The following is a 17,205-nucleotide window of genomic DNA, read 5'->3' as shown; positions in this document are numbered from 1 at the left end:
GACATGTCAAATAGTTTAAAAGGGACTTTACTAACAGTTGTGGCTGGTATTGCTTGGGGGTTGTCAGGAACGAGTGGCCAATACCTAATGGCACACGGAATTTCGGCTCTGGTCTTGACCAACTTGCGTCTTTTAATCGTTGGTGGAATTCTCATGCTCTTGGCTTATGCTACTGCAAAGAATAAAATACTGGTCTTTTTAAAGGATAGAAAGAGTTTGCTGTCTCTTCTTATTTTTGCTCTGATTGGTCTTTTTCTCAACCAATTCGCCTATCTAACTGCTATTCAGGAGACCAATGCAGGTACCGCGACAGTACTTCAGTATGTTTGTCCTGTCGGAATTTTGATTTATAGCTGTATCAAGGATAAGGTGGTACCGACACTGGGAGAGATAGGTTCTATCATATTAGCCATCGGAGGGACCTTCCTGATTGCCACTCATGGGCAGTTGGACCAGTTATCTATGACACCTTCGGGACTGTTCTGGGGGCTCTTTTCTGCTCTGACTTACGCCCTGTATATCATTTTGCCCATAACCTTGATTAAGAAGTGGGGGAGCAGTTTGGTCATTGGTGTGGGAAGGGTCATAGCAGGTTTGGTTGCCCTTCCTTTTACAGGAGTTCTACAGACTGCTATCCCAACTAGTCTTGATTTTCTCCTCGCTTTTGCGGGCATTATCCTTATCGGGACTGTCTTTGCCTATACAGCCTTTCTAAAAGGAGCCAGTCTGATTGGGCCGGTCAAGTCAAGTTTGTTGGCTTCAATTGAGCCAATTTCGGCTGTTTTCTTTGCTTTCCTAATCATGAATGAACAATTTTACCCTATTGATTTTCTTGGCATGGCAATGATTTTAATTGCAGTAACACTGATTTCTTTGAAAGATTTACTCTTAGAAAAATAAAAAAGACTCTTTGTCCGTGAACAGAGAGTTTTTGCGTAGTATTTTATACTCAATGAAAATCAAAGAGCAAACTAGGAAACTAGCCGCAGGCTGTACTTGAGTACGGCAAGGCGACGTTGACGCGGTTTGAAGAGATTTTCGAAGAGTATTAATTGTTTTCAAGATAAAATTCAAAGCGTTCGCCTACATACTGACTTTTTACGTATTCAAATGCAGTACCATCTTCTAGGTAGGAAACCTGAGTCAAACCAAGAATAGCATGTCCTTTTTCAACTTCCAAATAGTGGGCGATTTTTTCCTTAGCGAGACGAGCATAAATGGTCTGATGTGATTTACCAATACGGTAGCCATGTTTTTGCAGTGTTTGGAAGAAATGACTAGTGATTTCTTCTTTTTTAAAGTCCTTAATGAATTTTTCAGGAATAGAAGCAACTTCATAAACCAGAGGAACTTTGTCGGCATAGCGGACCCGCTCCATTCGGATAATATTCTCAGTTGGAGAAATACCTAGCTTGGCAACCTCCTGCTCATTGGGAATGGTTTTTCTGTAGGAAATGAGCTGGCTAGAGGGTACTTTACCTTGGGACTTAACAATTTCAGTAAAACTGGTTGTCCCTCGCATCTTTTCTTGTACCCGAGTACTGGACACAAAGGTGCCACTTCCAACTCTGCGCTCTAAGACACCTTCTTCAACCAATAGAGATACGGCTTGGCGGAGGGTCATGCGGCTGACCGAAAACTGCTCTGCTAAATATCTTTCACTGGGAAGCCTCTCACCAATAGCCCAACGGTGCTCGTCAATATCCTTTTTAATCTGATCGTGGATTTTCATATAAGCAGGTAGCATATTTTTCACTTCATTTCTATCTTTTCTCTATTGTACCCCAATAAACTAGAAAAAGTCAAACTTCGCCTTGTTTAGTTGGTAATTCGCCCTTATTTGTGATAGAATATTGAGAAAAGATATTTCTTTTGAGAAAGGAAAAAGATGAGCAACATTTCAACTGATTTGCAAGATGTAGAAAAAATCATCGTATTGGACTATGGTAGCCAATACAACCAGCTGATTTCACGCCGTATCCGTGAGATTGGTGTTTTTTCAGAACTAAAGAGCCATAAAATTTCAGCTGCTGAAGTTCGTGAAGTCAATCCTGTAGGAATTATTCTATCAGGTGGTCCAAACTCTGTATACGAAGATGGTTCATTCGATATTGACCCAGAAATCTTCGAACTCGGAATTCCAATTTTGGGAATCTGTTATGGTATGCAGTTATTGACCCATAAACTTGGAGGAAAAGTTGTTCCTGCAGGTGATGCTGGAAATCGTGAATACGGTCAATCAACCCTAACACACACACCATCATCTCTTTTTGAATCAACACCTGATGAACAAACTGTATTGATGAGCCATGGTGATGCGGTTACTGAGATTCCTGCTGACTTTGTTCGTACTGGAACATCAGCTGACTGCCCTTACGCAGCCATCGAAAATCCAGATAAACACATTTACGGTATCCAATTCCACCCAGAAGTTCGTCATTCTGTATACGGAAATGATATCCTTCGTAACTTTGCCCTTAACATCTGTAAGGCTAAAGGCGATTGGACAATGGATAACTTCATCGACATGCAGATCCAAAAAATCCGTGAGACTGTTGGTGATAAACGTGTCCTTCTTGGCCTTTCAGGTGGGGTTGACTCTTCAGTTGTTGGAGTTCTTCTCCAAAAAGCGATTGGCGATCAATTGATCTGTATCTTCGTGGATCACGGTCTTCTTCGTAAAGGAGAAGCGGACCAAGTTATGGACATGCTTGGTGGTAAGTTTGGTTTGAATATCGTCAAAGCAGACGCAGCTAAACGTTTCCTTGATAAACTTGCAGGAGTTTCTGACCCTGAACAAAAGCGTAAAATCATCGGTAACGAGTTTGTCTATGTCTTTGATGACGAAGCAAGCAAGCTCAAAGATGTGAAATTCCTTGCTCAAGGAACTCTTTATACAGACGTTATCGAGTCTGGTACGGATACAGCTCAAACTATCAAGTCACACCACAACGTGGGTGGTCTTCCAGAAGACATGCAGTTTGAATTGATCGAACCATTGAATACTCTTTACAAGGACGAAGTTCGTGCCCTTGGTACAGAGCTTGGTATGCCAGACCATATCGTATGGCGCCAACCATTCCCAGGACCAGGACTTGCTATCCGTGTCATGGGTGAAATCACTGAAGAGAAACTTGAAACTGTTCGTGAGTCGGACGCTATTCTTCGTGAAGAAATTGCTAAAGCTGGTCTTGACCGCGATATTTGGCAATACTTCACGGTCAATACAGGCGTTCGTTCAGTTGGGGTTATGGGTGACGGTCGTACGTACGACTACACAATTGCAATCCGTGCTATCACCTCTATTGATGGTATGACTGCTGACTTTGCCAAAATTCCTTGGGATGTCCTTCAAAAAATCTCAGTACGTATCGTAAATGAAGTTGATCATGTTAACCGTATCGTCTACGATATTACAAGTAAACCACCTGCAACCGTTGAGTGGGAATAAAATATAAGAGTAACTTAGGCTAAGAATCCTTGATTTAACATCATTTTAACAACTGTATGAAGTATTAAAATGAGATAAATATATTTGGATTGTCTCCAAAGCGTTTCCAAAGAAGCTCTAAAATGAGCTTCTTTTTTCTAATATGGAGTAAAAATATTATGAGTTTTAACGTTGATAATCAGCAAAAATCTTTATCTGGTTCTGCTTCAAATTTAACTTTGTCTGAATTGCTTCAAAAAATCCAAAAGATTCCCAAATTGAATGTATCTGTAAAAAAAGGTTATTCAGTTGGATATGAAAATTGTGAAAAACAATTTAAAATGGATTATGCAATTACTTTCAATGACTTTGATAATGAAACTTGGTTAGTTAAACCGACTAGCTCGATTCGAACTGATAGAATCTATGGGAATGAATTTTTTGCTCAAAACATCAAGTTAGTTGATAAGAATGTCACAAGAATCTTTGTTGTTGTACCAGATTCTATTACCGAAAAAGAAATAAAAAATAAAAACGACTATTCAAATAAGATACATAGCGAAACTTATGTATCTTTCTTAGATGATGTACTAACTTTTTCTGAATTAAAAGACTTTGTACTAAATCATGCTTCCGAAAATCTATCTCAAGGGATTAGTGCTAATATTTTGGGAAACAATGCTGAGGATAGTATAGTTGACTTACTGACTGACAAAAACAATATCCTTCTATGGAATAATCACGCAAAACATAGCCAAACAATTAAATCTTCCACTTATAATTGGTTTAGTCAAATCTTAAAAGTTTCTGGTGTTAGTGAACAAGATACTGTTTTAGATATTGTGGCAACTAATTCAATACCTAAATTAAGTAATCGTGGTTATCCAAAAACAGATGTATCTTTTACGATTACTACTGAACAAAAAGAAATAACTAAAAATATTAGTGTAAAAAATACTTCTGCGGATACCGTAACAGTCCATGAGGGAGCTGTAGATGATATTATTCTTGCCCTTAATCTCGATTCTTCTTCGTCATTGGCTAATTCACTCAAAGAATTTCAAGCATATGGTAGTGCTAAAGGTTTGAAAGAAAATAATGAAGTTGCCTATAACACATTAGTTGATGAAATTCATAAATACAATAAAGAATTAGTTAACTTCTTTATGTTTGGGGTCAATAGTCCATTAGTTAACAATTCTATTCAAGTTGCTGATATAATGCTGTATACTAAAAAATTTGAGGTTATTTTAAGGGATTTGTATGTTGATGAATATATTAAGAAATATTCATCTAAAGGACAGTTTGGAACTCCGTTTAAATGGACATACCCTAGTAAAAAACGAGGTCAAAAAGTACAAATCAAAGGTTTTACGAATAATAAAAAGTAGCAGTTCAAATATGATATGCTATTTTTTGATTAAAGGTATACTTTCATTTTATCAGCGACAGCTTTAATTACTGGTACAGCTACTGAGTTACCAAATTGTCTATACATTTGAGTTCTTGAAACTGGTACTTTGAAATCATCTGGAAATCCCATTAGTCGCTTACATTCTAGTTCACTATAAAGTCTCAACCCAGTTTCTCCACCTTTTACAAACGTTCCTGTCAAACGCTGAATTTTGTGATAGCTTGCAACAAGTGTATTTACCTGAATTTCGCTAGTTTTATCAATAATTTGAGGTCTGCCATCATCTTTTTTAAAAAGATATGTATCTTGCAGATGTTTTGAAATTTTGTACCCAGTTGGATTATCTTCTAAAATAGAACCTACTGGGACTTTTTTATCGCTTCCTTTAGGAAATTCAAAGTTATCTACTTTTATATCTGGATGGAAACCTACAATGATAATACGTTCCCTTCTTTGTGGTAAACCAAAACGTTGAGCATCAAGAATTTCATAGAAAATTGAGTAGCCTAATTCTTCTTTTAACGCTCTCATAATGACTTTTAAAGTATTCCCTTTGTCGTGAGTTACAAGCCCTTTTACATTCTCAAGTAAGAAAGCTTTTGGTTTTTTCTCTTTTAAGATACGAAGTACATCAAAGAACAAAGTTCCTTGGGTTTCATGAGTAAAACCTTCACGCTTACCAATATGGCTAAATGGCTGACATGGAAAACCTGCTAAAAGAATGTCATGGTCTGGAATATCTTTCTCATTGATTTGAGTAATATCCCCATATGGTTTTTCGCCATAATTCTCTTCATAAGTTTTAGAAGCATACCTATCCCATTCGGAACTAAAAACACATTCTGTGTTCTTATCCTCAAATCCTTTACGGATTCCACCAATACCTGCGAATAAGTCGATAAACTTTATTGAATCATTTGAAGTAGTTTTCTTTTTAGTGTTCATTTGTGTGTCTATTCCTATTTTAATTAGCTCGGAGCATTTTTGACTAAAATTCTTACAGTCATCAAGCTCAAGTGAATCAATTACATCAATCTCACTCTGAGTTAGATAAATATTTTTCATCTGTTTTTTATCAGAAACTGGTTTTCTTCCCGCTCCCTTGCGTGTGCCACCCTGCATATTTTCTTCCCTACTTCCTTATTCGTAATATAAAACCATTATATCATATTTTTGATAAAAAAATGTTTTTTTTCATATATTCGTCCGTATTATTTATTGATAATTTTTCAAACTCATCAAATGGGGACAAATTATGAACAATCGCTAAAGATTCTTCCATTTTTTTGATTTCGAATTTATAATCAAATTCGGTTTCAAAAATATCAATCAACACTTTTAATTTTAAATCTCTTAATTGTTCGAGTGGATAATAGTTTGTATTTATACTCAATGAAAATCAAAGAGCAAATTAGGAAGATAGCCGCAGGTTGCTCAAAACAGTGTTTTGAGGTTGCAGATGGAAGCTGACGTGGTTTGAAGAGATTTTCGAAGAGTATTAAAAGATTAGAATTGTCAAAACAATCTGTCTAGGCTTGATTTTATCCCTTATTTACTATAAAAATGAGAAGGAAATACGTCAAACTTTTATATTGCAAATAGGAGAAAACATGACAAAAACATTAAAACGTCCTGAGGTTTTATCACCTGCAGGGACTTTGGAGAAGCTAAAGGTAGCTGTTCAGTATGGGGCAGATGCTGTCTTTATCGGTGGTCAGGCCTATGGTCTTCGTAGCCGTGCAGGTAACTTTACCTTTGAACAAATGGAAGAAGGTGTCCAGTTTGCGGCCAAGTATGGTGCCAAGGTCTATGTAGCGGCTAATATGGTTATGCACGAAGGAAATGAAGCTGGTGCTGGTGAGTGGTTCCGTAAACTGCGTGATATCGGGATTGCAGCAGTTATCGTGTCTGACCCAGCCTTGATTATGATTGCAGCGACAGAAGCACCAGGTCTTGAAATTCACCTCTCTACCCAAGCAAGTGCCACTAACTATGAAACACTTGAATTTTGGAAAGAACTGGGCTTGACTCGTGTCGTTTTGGCGCGTGAGGTTTCGATGGAAGAATTAGCTGAAATTCGCAAACGTACAGATGTTGAGATTGAAGCATTTGTCCATGGAGCTATGTGTATTTCATACTCTGGTCGTTGTACTCTTTCAAACCACATGAGTATGCGTGATGCCAACCGTGGTGGATGTTCTCAGTCCTGCCGTTGGAAATACGACCTTTACGATATGCCATTTGGGAAAGAACGTAATAGTTTGAAGGGTGAGATTCCAGAAGAATTTTCAATGTCAGCCGTTGATATGTCCATGATTGACCATATCCCAGATATGATTGAAAATGGTGTGGACAGTCTAAAAATCGAAGGACGTATGAAGTCTATTCACTACGTATCAACAGTAACCAACTGCTACAAGGCGGCTGTGGATGCATATCTTGAAAGTCCTGAAAAGTTTGAAGCTATCAAACAAGACTTGGTCGATGAGATGTGGAAGGTTGCCCAACGTGAATTAGCAACAGGTTTTTATTATGGTACACCATCTGAAAATGAGCAGTTATTTGGTGCTCGTCGTAAAATTCCTGAGTATAAATTTGTCGCTGAAGTGGTTTCTTATGATGATGTGACACAAACAGCAACTATTCGTCAACGGAACGTTATTAACGAAGGCGACCAAGTTGAGTTTTATGGCCCAGGTTTCCGTCATTTTGAAACCTATATTGAGGATCTTCACGATGCCAAAGGCAATAAAATCGATCGCGCTCCAAATCCAATGGAACTCTTGACAATCAAAGTCCCACAACCTGTTCAAGCTGGAGACATGGTTCGAGCTCTTAAAGAGGGTCTCATCAATCTTTATAAGGAAGATGGAACCAGTGTCACAGTTCGAGCTTAATGTAGTTGTTTAGTGTTAAAAAATTATGCAAAGCTCCATATACAACACTTAAACGAGATTAAAGAATGGCGAAATCCCTTGATGCGCAAGGGATTAGCTGTCCTTTTTTATTTTTTAAGTGATAAAGTCGGAGCTTAGGTATCCAAAGCCTATCAAATTAAACAAAGAAGCGATGCCGTCGATATTTTGAAATTATATATTTAAACTAAAAACTCTCTATCTTTTTGTGGTAGAGAGTTTTTTTGCTAGTAAAATCTTACAAAATGACATTTATATATTGCATTAAGTTAGATATATGATATAATGTTGTTAAAAAGAGGCGCAACTTTTTAAAATTAATGAGAATCAAAGAGAAAACCAAGAATATTAATGGAGGAATAAAAAATGGAAGTTATAAATGTAAGTAAGCATTATGGTCATTCAATCATTCTCAAAGATATAAATTTCGTACTTAATAAGGGTGAAATTGTTGGTCTAGTAGGGAGAAATGGAGTTGGTAAGAGTACGTTGATGAAAATTCTTGTTCAGAATAACCAACCGACTTCAGGGAATATTATAAGTAGTGATAATGTTGGGTATTTAATCGAAGAACCAAAATTATTTTTATCTAAAACAGGTTTAGAGAATTTAAAATATTTGTCAAATTTATATGGTGTTGACTACAATCAAGAAAGATTTAGAAGTTTGATCCAAGAGTTAGATTTGACTCAGTCTATTAATAAAAAAGTAAAGACCTATTCTTTGGGTACAAAACAAAAATTAGCTTTGCTTCTAACTCTCGTTACGGAACCTGATATATTGATTTTAGATGAACCGACTAATGGTTTAGATATTGAATCATCACAAATAGTTTTAGCGGTTCTAAAAAATTTAGCTTTACATGAAAATGTGGGAATTTTAATATCGAGTCATAAATTAGAAGAGATTGAAGAAATTTGTGAGAGGGTTCTTTTCTTGGAGAACGGGCTTTTGACATTTCAAAAAGTAGGAAAAGATAGTCATAATTGCTTGTTTGAGATAGCTTTTTCATCAGCTACAGATAGAGACATTTTCATTACCAAATAAGAATTTGGGAGGAAGAGGGACTGAGAATTACGATGTCTGGAAATATTCAAAGTAGTGAGCTTTTTAAATTTTTTAACGAAAACTCTATTAAAGTAGTTGATTTTGAAACTAAAAAAGAGACGCTTAAAGATATTTATCTAAATCGTTCAAAATAAAGGAAGGTTATCATCATGAAATTAAATAAATTGAATTTTCTTAAGGGAAATATAAGAAATTTATATTCATCAGGCGTAATATATCTCGGTTTGCTTATCTCGTTTATACCGCCGATATTGGCTACATTCTTTATTCTAAAGACTCAAGGGACATCGCTAGGTATTAAGCATATTTCAAACTTTTATGCTATGCCCAGTATGTTAATGGCTGTTATACATGCTAATCGAGTCATTAGTAGAGATTTTTCCCACAATACGGTAAGTTTGTTTTATAATCAACAGAAAAATCGGATGATTTACGTCTTGTCTAATTTTCTAGATGCCATCTCAGTTTCCATTATTTATGCTTTGAATGGCATTGTGCTACTAGTCATCGTAAGTAAATTGGGTGTTCCAGGTGCTTTAGGATTAGATTTTATAGTAGCTATTGTAGTCAATACAATTTTGTTAGTCCTATTTTATTTTCTATTATCTTACATTTTCTATTTATACAAATTGAAAAGTGGCTTGGTATTTTAGTAGCTTTACTACTCTTTATCCCTAATATATTAAATACGATGATGATGAATACTAGTAATGATTTGTTTATCAAAGCAATTGAACTTCTTCCTTTTTATTCTTTACCTGTATTTGTGGCTTCAAATACGATGTCTATTAGTCAGTATCTTGTGGTAATCACTACAATCATTTTATTGTACTTTTTCACTCTCAAGAAAAGCAAGAAGTATTCATTTTAGTTTCATTTAGTATTATTTTGCATACCTAAAATACAATAAAAAAATCAGTCATCTTGGTATGCTCCTGATTTCACTATTCAACACGTTTTTGACTTATACTAGGCTCATTTCCAAAAGCATTATATAATAGTGATATGAAACCAACTAAACTAAACAAGAAATATAAGCAATAAAAACTCGTTTAAAAGATCCTACTAAAGCTAATACTAAATAAAAATAAAAGAGTAAACTAGGAAGTTTATTTCAAACAACCTAAAATACTGATTTTCGGCTGAAGATAATACTGGAGTGCAAATTAATGGGGTTATAATAAATAGCTGATAGCTTGTGTTGGTTTTGGATTTTTTAAGAGTAGATGAGTATTAAAACTATAAGGAGGACGAAGGTGGCTAAAAATTTAAAATTAAAATTAGCTCGGGTAGAGCTTGATTTAACTCAAGGTCAATTGGCAGAGGCTGTCGGGGTGACACGCCAGACTATTGGTTTGATAGAGGCGGGAAAATACAATCCCAGTCTCTCGCTCTGCCAGTCTATTTGCAGATGTTTAGGGAAAACCCTAGACCAACTATTTTGGGAGGAAGAAGATGAAAAATAGATTTTATTATTATCAATTACTAGACGAAAGAGAAGAACAACTGTTCAATAAAGCGGGCTCTGAAAGTTTCTATATCTGCATCGCTTTGTCGCTCCTATCTTATATCATTTCAGTATTAGCACCAAGCCTTTTTAATTCTAATATGCTGCTAATCGTTATCATCATAGGGACATTTTACTTTTTCAATCGTGCCCGTTATCTGGGAGTGACCTACTATAGTCGTTTTCATTTTACGATTTTGGGTTGTTTTTTCCTAACCTTGGCTATTACGGCTCTTTTGATGTTGCAGAATTATCAATTCAACATAGAAATTTATCAGCACAATCCTTTGAACGTTAAATACCTATCTGCTTGGGTCATTACTTATGTCATTTACCTTCCATGGGTCTTTATTGGCAATCTTGGTCTGAAGAGCTATGGCGAATGGGCGCAGAAAAAATTTGAACAAGATATGGATGAACTGGAGAGTGGTGAATAGCTTGTTACTCTTTTCTCAATCCAGCTAAAATGTGATATAATAGTACTAATTTATTGGAATACATGAAAGTTCTTGAAAATTTTCATGGGTTTCTAGCTAAGGAAGTAGGAAAAGTATGTATCCAGATGATAGTTTGACATTGCACACGGACTTGTACCAGATCAACATGATGCAGGTTTACTTTGACCAAGGGATTCACAATAAAAAGGCGGTCTTTGAGGTTTATTTCCGTCAGCAGCCTTTTAAAAATGGCTATGCGGTTTTTGCAGGTTTGGAAAGAATTGTGAACTATCTTGAAGACTTACGTTTTTCAGATAGTGATATCGCCTATTTGGAGTCGCTTGGTTATCATGGGGTGTTCTTGGACTATCTCCGCAATTTCAAGTTGGAGTTGGCCGTTCGTTCTGCCCAAGAAGGGGACTTGGTTTTTGCTAATGAGCCTATTGTGCAGGTGGAAGGCCCTCTAGCCCAATGTCAGTTGGTCGAAACAGCTCTTTTGAACATCGTTAACTACCAGACCTTGGTGGCGACTAAGGCAGCTCGTATTCGTTCGGTCATCGAAGATGAACCCTTGATGGAGTTTGGGACACGTCGGGCGCAAGAGATGGATGCGGCTATCTGGGGAACACGCGCAGCGGTGATTGGTGGTGCCAATGGAACTAGTAACGTGCGTGCTGGTAAACTCTTTGACATTCCTGTCTTGGGGACCCATGCCCATGCCTTGGTACAGGTTTATGGTAACGACTATAAGGCCTTCAAGGCTTATGCTGCGACCCACAAAAATTGTGTCTTTCTTGTGGATACCTATGACACCCTTCGCATCGGTGTGCCAGCTGCTATTCAGGTGGCGCGTGAGCTGGGTGACCAGATTAACTTTATGGGTGTGCGGATTGACTCTGGGGATATTGCCTACATTTCCAAGAAAGTCCGTCAGCAATTGGACGAGGCTGGCTTTACAGAAGCTAAGATTTATGCTTCAAATGACCTAGATGAAAATACTATCCTCAACCTCAAGATGCAAAAGGCCAAGATTGATGTCTGGGGTGTGGGTACCAAGCTAATTACAGCCTATGACCAGCCAGCTCTTGGTGCAGTTTACAAGATTGTTGCGATCGAAGATGAAAATGGGAACATGCGCAATACGATTAAGCTGTCTAATAATGCGGAAAAAGTGTCTACGCCAGGTAAGAAGCAGGTGTGGCGCATTACCAGTCGTGAAAAAGGCAAGTCAGAGGGTGATTACATCACTTATGACGGCGTAGATGTTGCCAGTATGACAGAAATCAAGATGTTCCATCCGACTTATACCTACATCAAGAAGACCGTTCGTAATTTTGACGCTGTTCCTCTCTTGGTGGATATCTTCAAAGACGGGAAATTGATTTACAACCTGCCTAGTTTAACTGAGATTCAGGCTTATGCTCGTAAGGAATTTGACAAGCTTTGGGATGAGTACAAGCGTGTGCTCAATCCGCAGCATTATCCAGTGGATTTGGCGCGTGATGTATGGCAAGACAAGATGGACTTGATAGACAAAATGCGTAAGGAAGCCCTTGGTGAAGGAGAAGAAGAATGAGTTTGCAAGAAACGATTATCCAAGAACTGGGCGTGAAACCAGTGATTGATGTCCAAGAAGAAATCCGTCGTTCCATTGATTTCTTAAAGAGATACCTGAAAAAACATCCCTTCCTTAAAACCTTTGTGCTAGGGATTTCTGGAGGACAAGACTCAACCTTAGCAGGTCGTTTGGCTCAACTAGCTATGGAAGAACTGCGAGCAGAAACGGGAGACGACAGCTACAAATTTATCGCTGTCCGCCTGCCTTATGGAGTACAAGCCGATGAAGCAGACGCTCAAAAAGCCCTAGACTTCATCCAGCCAGATGTCAGTTTAGTCGTCAATATTAAGGAATCAGCTGACGCTATGACAGCTGCTGTTGAAGCGACAGGTAGTCCTGTTTCAGATTTTAACAAGGGCAATATCAAGGCTCGTAGTCGTATGATTGCCCAATATGCCCTTGCGGGTGCCCATAGTGGAGCGGTCATTGGGACAGACCACGCCGCGGAAAATATCACAGGTTTCTTTACCAAGTTTGGTGATGGTGGTGCGGATATTCTCCCTCTTTACCGCCTCAATAAACGCCAAGGAAAACAACTCTTGCAGGAACTTGGTGCAGACCCAGCCCTTTATGAAAAAATCCCAACGGCAGACCTAGAAGAAGACAAACCAGGCCTAGCTGACGAAGTAGCCCTTGGAGTTACTTATGAAGAGATTGACGACTACCTAGAAGGCAAAACAATCAGCTCAGAAGCTCAAGCAAGAATCGAAAACTGGTGGCATAAAGGCCAACATAAACGCCACCTACCCATCACCGTATTTGATGACTTTTGGGAGTGAAAAGGTCCGGGGGACCTTTTTAGCTTCTTGCCCTGAAATTAAAAAGCAAGAAAAACCTCCAGTGGAGGTTTTCAGCCTCTCACCTTGAAATAAAAAAGTGAGAGTAGGTCTGGGGGATCTTGAACCCCGAGTTTAGAAATAAGAAAATGAGGCAGATTCGGTAACTCGAAGAGTTCGATTTCATCGTCTTACCCCTGCAACGATGACTAGGTTTGAAAAAGCTTGCTAGAGCGCATTTCAAACCAGGCAGCGACTGCGTCAAGAAATTAGAAGACAAACTCGTTTTCTAGCTGTTACTGAGTTGAGCCTTTTTACTACGAGCATAGAAATAAGGAAGTGAGGTAGTATCATGAAATCTATTGGTACGCAAATATTCCAGACAGAACGTTTGATTTTAAGAAGATTTGTGGAGAGTGATGCAGAAGCTATGTTTCAAAATTGGGCTTCATCCGCTGAGAATCTGACCTATGTTACCTGGGATCCCCATCCTGATGTCGTGGTGACTCGAAATTCGATTCGTAACTGGGTTGCTTCCTATACTAATCCCAACTATTACAAATGGGCTATTTGTCTCAAAGAAAACCCAGAGCAAGTGATAGGAGATATCAGCATCGTTGCAATAGATGAGAACAATTCTTCTTGTGAAATTGGCTATATTTTAGGAAAAAACTATTGGGGTCGTGGTCTTATGACAGAGGCCTTAAAAGCTGTCTTGGACTTTTGTTTTACTCAAGTAGGATTTCAAAAAGTCAAAGCTCGATATGCCAGTCTCAACCCAGCTTCAGGTCGTGTCATGGAGAAGGCTGGAATGTCCTATCTACAAACGATTGTTAATGGTGTAGAGAGAAAAGGCTATCTTGCGGATCTTATTTATTATCAGATAAGTAGGGAAGAATGTTGAATTCTATTTTCTGTTTCTATCGAAGTCAACTATTTATTGTAAATATAATAAATGGCATTCTAAGTTTATTTGATGTATGAAACATATTGTTTAACATTTGCCAAAAAAGATGCTATACTAGAAGTAGTAATTTTTAGAAGGAGGATGTAATGGCAAAATCTAATACCAATAAGCGCTATGCATTACGTAAACTCGGAAAGATTTTTGGTTCTGTGATAATCGGGCTAACTTTATTTTTAGGAGGAGTCCTGAATACAAGTTTTGTTCATGCTGATGGGGCAGATGTGACAAGTGAATTGGATGATAATTTTGAAACCCAAGATAACCGAAAAGATATCCCCTATGAAACAATATACGAAAGAGATGACAATCTTCCTAAAGGAACGAAAGAAACAAAAACACCTGGTAAAAAAGGAATAAAAGCTACCGTAAAAACATATTCATCTACAACTTTACAGTTGGTCAGCGAGAAATCTGACGTTGTTATTCTTCAACCTCAAACAGAAGTTATCAAAGTGGGAACAAAGCCTACTGTAGTTACCGAAACGATTAGCTCTCTTATTAGATATATAAAAGATGCCACTCGCCCTGTTGGAAGTAATGTTTTAACAGAAAGTGATGGGGAGGATGGTATTAAGAAAATTACCACTACCTATTCTTTAAACGAAAATACTGGAGAGGTTACGGTTAAAGAAAACACAACTACTATTGAGAAAAAAGCGCAAGACATCGTCTATAAAGTCGGAGCTCAAGATAAAATTCAAGAAACTACGATTAATCATAAAAAAATATATGAGAACGATGATAATCTTGAAGTTAGAACACGAAAAGTAAAAACTCCAGGAGAAAATGGAAAAATAGTTACAACTACTTCATATAGTGTATCCCCTATTAATGGTACACCTACTCCTAATACACCAATAGAAAAAAGAACAGAACCTAAAACTGAAGTGATAACAATTGGTACTAAACCTACTGTTCGTGTTAAAGATTTTTATTCAGAAGAAGTTAAGTTCGTAAAAGATTTAGAACATCAAAAAGGAAGTAACCCTGAGACTATACCTGGAGAAAAAGGAACTAAAGAAATCACTACAACATACAAACTAGATACAAATACCGGAGAAGTCTCAGAACTAGAAACAACCGAAAAAATACTAACTCAGCCTACTCCTACTGTTGTAAAAGTCCCTGCTAAAGATAAGATTGAGCATAAAGATATTCCAATAGAAGCAGAATACGAGGCGGACCCCACGTTAGAAAAAGGGAAAAAAGTAGATGATCCAAATCGTCAAGGTAAACTAGGTATCAGAACTATTACTACTACTTACAGAATTGAAAATGGTAAAGCAGTAGAGGATACTTCTACAGAAAAAGTAACAACTCCTATGGAAAAGAAAATCATAAAAGTCGGAACTAAACCTACTGTTCGTGTTGGAGATATTGAATCAAAAGAAGTTAAGTTCGAAAAAGATTTAGAACATCCAAGAGGAAGTAACCCTGAAACTATACCTGGAGAAAATGGAACTAAGGAAATCACTACAACATACAAATTAGATACAAATACTGGAGAAGTCTCCGAACTAGAAACAACTGAAAAAATACTAACTCAGCCTACACCTACTGTTGTAAAAGTTCCAGCTAAAGATAAGGTAGAAAAACGCATCGCCGAAAAAAGTACAAATATCCGTTTTGAAAAAGATGAAACTAGAGACCGTAGTGAAAATCCTGTTACAATTGACGGAGAGGATGGCTATGTAATCACGACAAGGACCTACGATGTTGATTCAGAGACTGGTAAGGTTACCGAAAAGGTTACCGTAGAGAAAAAAGAAGCCACGGATACAGTTATTAAAGTTCCAGCTAAAAGTAAGGTTGAGCGTGAAGTTCTGCCTACAAGTGTTATCCGTTTTGAAAAAGATGAAACTAGAGACCGTAATGAAAATCCTGTTACAATTGACGGAGAGGATGGCTATGTAACCACGACGACGACCTACGATGTTAATCCAGAGACTGGTAAGGTTAGCGAAAAGGTTACTGTTGATAGAAAAGAAGCTACGGATACAGTTATCAAAGTTCCAGCCAAAAGCAAGGTTGAGCGTGAAGTTCTGCCTACAAGTGTTATCCGTTTTGAAAAAGATGAAACTAGAGACCGTAATGAAAATCCTGTTACAATTGACGGAGAGGATGGCTATGTAACCACAACGACGACCTACGATGTTAATCCAGAGACTGGTAAGGTTAGCGAAACGGTTACTGTTGATAGAAAAGAAGCCACGGATACAGTTATCAAAGTTCCAGCCAAAAGCAAGGTTGAGCGTGAAGTTCTGCCTACAAGTGTCATCCGTTATGAAAAAGATGAAAGTAGAGACCGAGGAGCTTCTATTGAGATGGTTGACGGAGAGGATGGCTATGTAACCACAACGACGACCTACGATGTTAATCCAGAGACTGGTAAGGTTAGCGAAACGGTTACTGTTGATAGAAAAGAAGCCACGGATACAGTTATCAAAGTTCCAGCTAAGAGCAAGGTTGAAGAAGTTCTTGTTCCATTTGCTACTAAATATGAAGCAGACAATGACCTTTCTGCAGGACAGGAGCAAGAGATTACTCTAGGAAAGAATGGGAAAACAGTTACAACGATAACTTATGATGTAGATGGAAAGAGTGGACAAGTAACTGAGAGTACTTTAAGTCAAAAAGAAGACTCTCAAACAAGAGTTGTTAAAAAAGGAACCAAGCCCCAAGTTCTTGTCCAAGAAATTCCAATCGAAACAGAATATCTCGATGACTCAACTCTTGATAAAGGTCAAGAAATAGAAGAAGCAGGAGAAATTGGTGAAATTACGCTTACTACAATCTATACTGTAGATGAACGTGATGGAACAATTGAAGAAACTACTTCTCGTCAAATTACTAAAGAGATGGTAAAAAGACGTATAAGGAGAGGGACGAGAGAACCTGAAAAAGTTGTTGTTCCTGAGCAATCATCTATTCCTTCGTATCCTGTATCTGTTACATCTAACCAAGGAACAAACGCAGCAGTAGAATTAGCTAAACCAGTTGCTCCAACAACAGGTTGGAAACAAGAAAATGGTATGTGGTATTTTTATAATACTGATGGTTCCATGGCAACAGG

The 17,205-nt window shown here is 37.7% G+C and carries 13 protein-coding genes and 2 pseudogenes; 12 read left to right on the top strand and 3 right to left on the bottom strand.

Going from position 1 to position 17,205, the window contains the following annotated elements; genetic code table 11:
* The first annotated feature begins 3 nt into the window (after positions 1-3).
* Positions 4-900: a DMT family transporter gene (locus tag HT723_RS05750; protein ID WP_172934824.1), complete on the top strand. Its 897-nt coding sequence runs from the start codon at positions 4-6 to the stop codon at positions 898-900.
* 148 nt (positions 901-1,048) lie between these two features.
* Here HT723_RS05750 and HT723_RS05745 read toward each other — a convergent pair whose 3' ends face one another.
* On the bottom strand, positions 1,049-1,747 hold the full coding sequence (locus tag HT723_RS05745; protein WP_050208593.1) for a GntR family transcriptional regulator: 699 nt from the start codon (positions 1,745-1,747) through the stop codon (positions 1,049-1,051).
* Positions 1,748-1,888: 141 nt separating this feature from the next.
* On the opposite strand from HT723_RS05745, the gene guaA reads away from it, so the two are divergent.
* The gene (guaA, locus tag HT723_RS05740) at positions 1,889-3,451 is read left to right on the top strand and encodes a glutamine-hydrolyzing GMP synthase (protein WP_050208596.1); all 1,563 of its coding nucleotides are present in this window, start codon (positions 1,889-1,891) and stop codon (positions 3,449-3,451) included.
* A gap of 158 nt (positions 3,452-3,609) precedes the next feature.
* Positions 3,610-4,821: an MspI family type II restriction endonuclease gene (locus HT723_RS05735; RefSeq protein ID WP_023941642.1), complete on the top strand. Its 1,212-nt coding sequence runs from the start codon at positions 3,610-3,612 to the stop codon at positions 4,819-4,821.
* Between the two features lie 29 nt (positions 4,822-4,850).
* Here HT723_RS05735 and HT723_RS05730 read toward each other — a convergent pair whose 3' ends face one another.
* Both HT723_RS05730 and HT723_RS11295 read right to left on the bottom strand, forming a co-directional pair.
* Positions 4,851-5,966: a DNA cytosine methyltransferase gene (locus HT723_RS05730; protein ID WP_166731598.1), complete on the bottom strand. Its 1,116-nt coding sequence runs from the start codon at positions 5,964-5,966 to the stop codon at positions 4,851-4,853.
* Positions 5,967-6,009: 43 nt separating this feature from the next.
* A complete protein-coding gene (locus HT723_RS11295) occupies positions 6,010-6,237 on the bottom strand; it encodes a hypothetical protein (RefSeq protein ID WP_101514779.1) in 228 nt (75 codons plus the stop codon).
* A 217-nt stretch (positions 6,238-6,454) separates the two neighbouring features.
* Between HT723_RS11295 and HT723_RS05725 the strand changes: the two genes are divergently transcribed.
* From HT723_RS05725 to HT723_RS05680, 9 genes and pseudogenes are all read left to right on the top strand, one after another.
* On the top strand, positions 6,455-7,741 hold the full coding sequence (locus HT723_RS05725) for a U32 family peptidase (RefSeq protein WP_054392801.1): 1,287 nt from the start codon (positions 6,455-6,457) through the stop codon (positions 7,739-7,741).
* A 338-nt stretch (positions 7,742-8,079) separates the two neighbouring features.
* Positions 8,080-8,961, top strand: a pseudogene (locus HT723_RS05720) (ABC transporter ATP-binding protein).
* A 15-nt stretch (positions 8,962-8,976) separates the two neighbouring features.
* A pseudogene (locus HT723_RS11560) lies at positions 8,977-9,698 on the top strand (hypothetical protein).
* A 385-nt stretch (positions 9,699-10,083) separates the two neighbouring features.
* Complete coding sequence (locus tag HT723_RS05705; protein ID WP_001812672.1) at positions 10,084-10,293, top strand: helix-turn-helix transcriptional regulator; 210 nt, start codon at positions 10,084-10,086, stop codon at positions 10,291-10,293.
* Positions 10,283-10,771, top strand: coding sequence for a DUF6773 family protein (locus HT723_RS05700; protein WP_138024115.1), 489 nt, complete (start codon positions 10,283-10,285; stop codon positions 10,769-10,771). Before HT723_RS05705 ends, HT723_RS05700 begins: the two co-directional genes overlap by 11 nt.
* Positions 10,772-10,886: 115 nt before the next feature.
* Complete coding sequence (locus HT723_RS05695; protein ID WP_172934822.1) at positions 10,887-12,347, top strand: nicotinate phosphoribosyltransferase; 1,461 nt, start codon at positions 10,887-10,889, stop codon at positions 12,345-12,347.
* Positions 12,344-13,168, top strand: a complete 825-nt coding sequence (nadE, locus tag HT723_RS05690) for an ammonia-dependent NAD(+) synthetase (RefSeq protein ID WP_172934821.1) — start codon at positions 12,344-12,346, stop codon at positions 13,166-13,168. The genes HT723_RS05695 and nadE overlap by 4 nt, the downstream gene beginning before the upstream one ends.
* Before the next feature lie 349 nt (positions 13,169-13,517).
* Positions 13,518-14,069 carry a GNAT family N-acetyltransferase gene (locus HT723_RS05685; protein WP_172934820.1) on the top strand — a complete coding sequence of 184 codons (552 nt, stop codon included), beginning with the start codon at positions 13,518-13,520 and terminating at the stop codon, positions 14,067-14,069.
* Between the two features lie 149 nt (positions 14,070-14,218).
* Positions 14,219-17,205: PspC-related protein choline-binding protein 1 (locus HT723_RS05680; RefSeq protein WP_172934819.1), on the top strand; the 2,987-nt coding region annotated here is incomplete at its 3' end.

Source organism: Streptococcus sp. 2106, from assembly GCF_013277315.1.
Classification (GTDB): Bacteria; Bacillota; Bacilli; order Lactobacillales; family Streptococcaceae; genus Streptococcus; species Streptococcus pseudopneumoniae.
The sequence above is the reverse complement of the archived record's forward strand: the minus strand, read 5'-3'. Positions and strand labels throughout refer to the sequence as shown.

Bases quoted from the DNA above. Each gene is read 5' to 3' on its own strand.
- HT723_RS05735 (WP_023941642.1), top strand. From the start codon at position 3,610: ATGAGTTTTAACGTTGATAATCAGCAAAAATCTTTATCTGGTTCTGCT.
- HT723_RS05695 (WP_172934822.1), top strand. From the start codon at position 10,887: ATGTATCCAGATGATAGTTTGACATTGCACACGGACTTGTACCAGATC.
- HT723_RS05725 (WP_054392801.1), top strand. From the start codon at position 6,455: ATGACAAAAACATTAAAACGTCCTGAGGTTTTATCACCTGCAGGGACT.
- HT723_RS05685 (WP_172934820.1), top strand. From the start codon at position 13,518: ATGAAATCTATTGGTACGCAAATATTCCAGACAGAACGTTTGATTTTA.
- HT723_RS05750 (WP_172934824.1), top strand. From the start codon at position 4: ATGTCAAATAGTTTAAAAGGGACTTTACTAACAGTTGTGGCTGGTATT.
- HT723_RS05730 (WP_166731598.1), bottom strand. From the start codon at position 5,966: ATGCAGGGTGGCACACGCAAGGGAGCGGGAAGAAAACCAGTTTCTGAT.
- HT723_RS05700 (WP_138024115.1), top strand. From the start codon at position 10,283: ATGAAAAATAGATTTTATTATTATCAATTACTAGACGAAAGAGAAGAA.
- nadE (WP_172934821.1), top strand. From the start codon at position 12,344: ATGAGTTTGCAAGAAACGATTATCCAAGAACTGGGCGTGAAACCAGTG.
- guaA (WP_050208596.1), top strand. From the start codon at position 1,889: ATGAGCAACATTTCAACTGATTTGCAAGATGTAGAAAAAATCATCGTA.
- HT723_RS05745 (WP_050208593.1), bottom strand. From the start codon at position 1,747: ATGCTACCTGCTTATATGAAAATCCACGATCAGATTAAAAAGGATATT.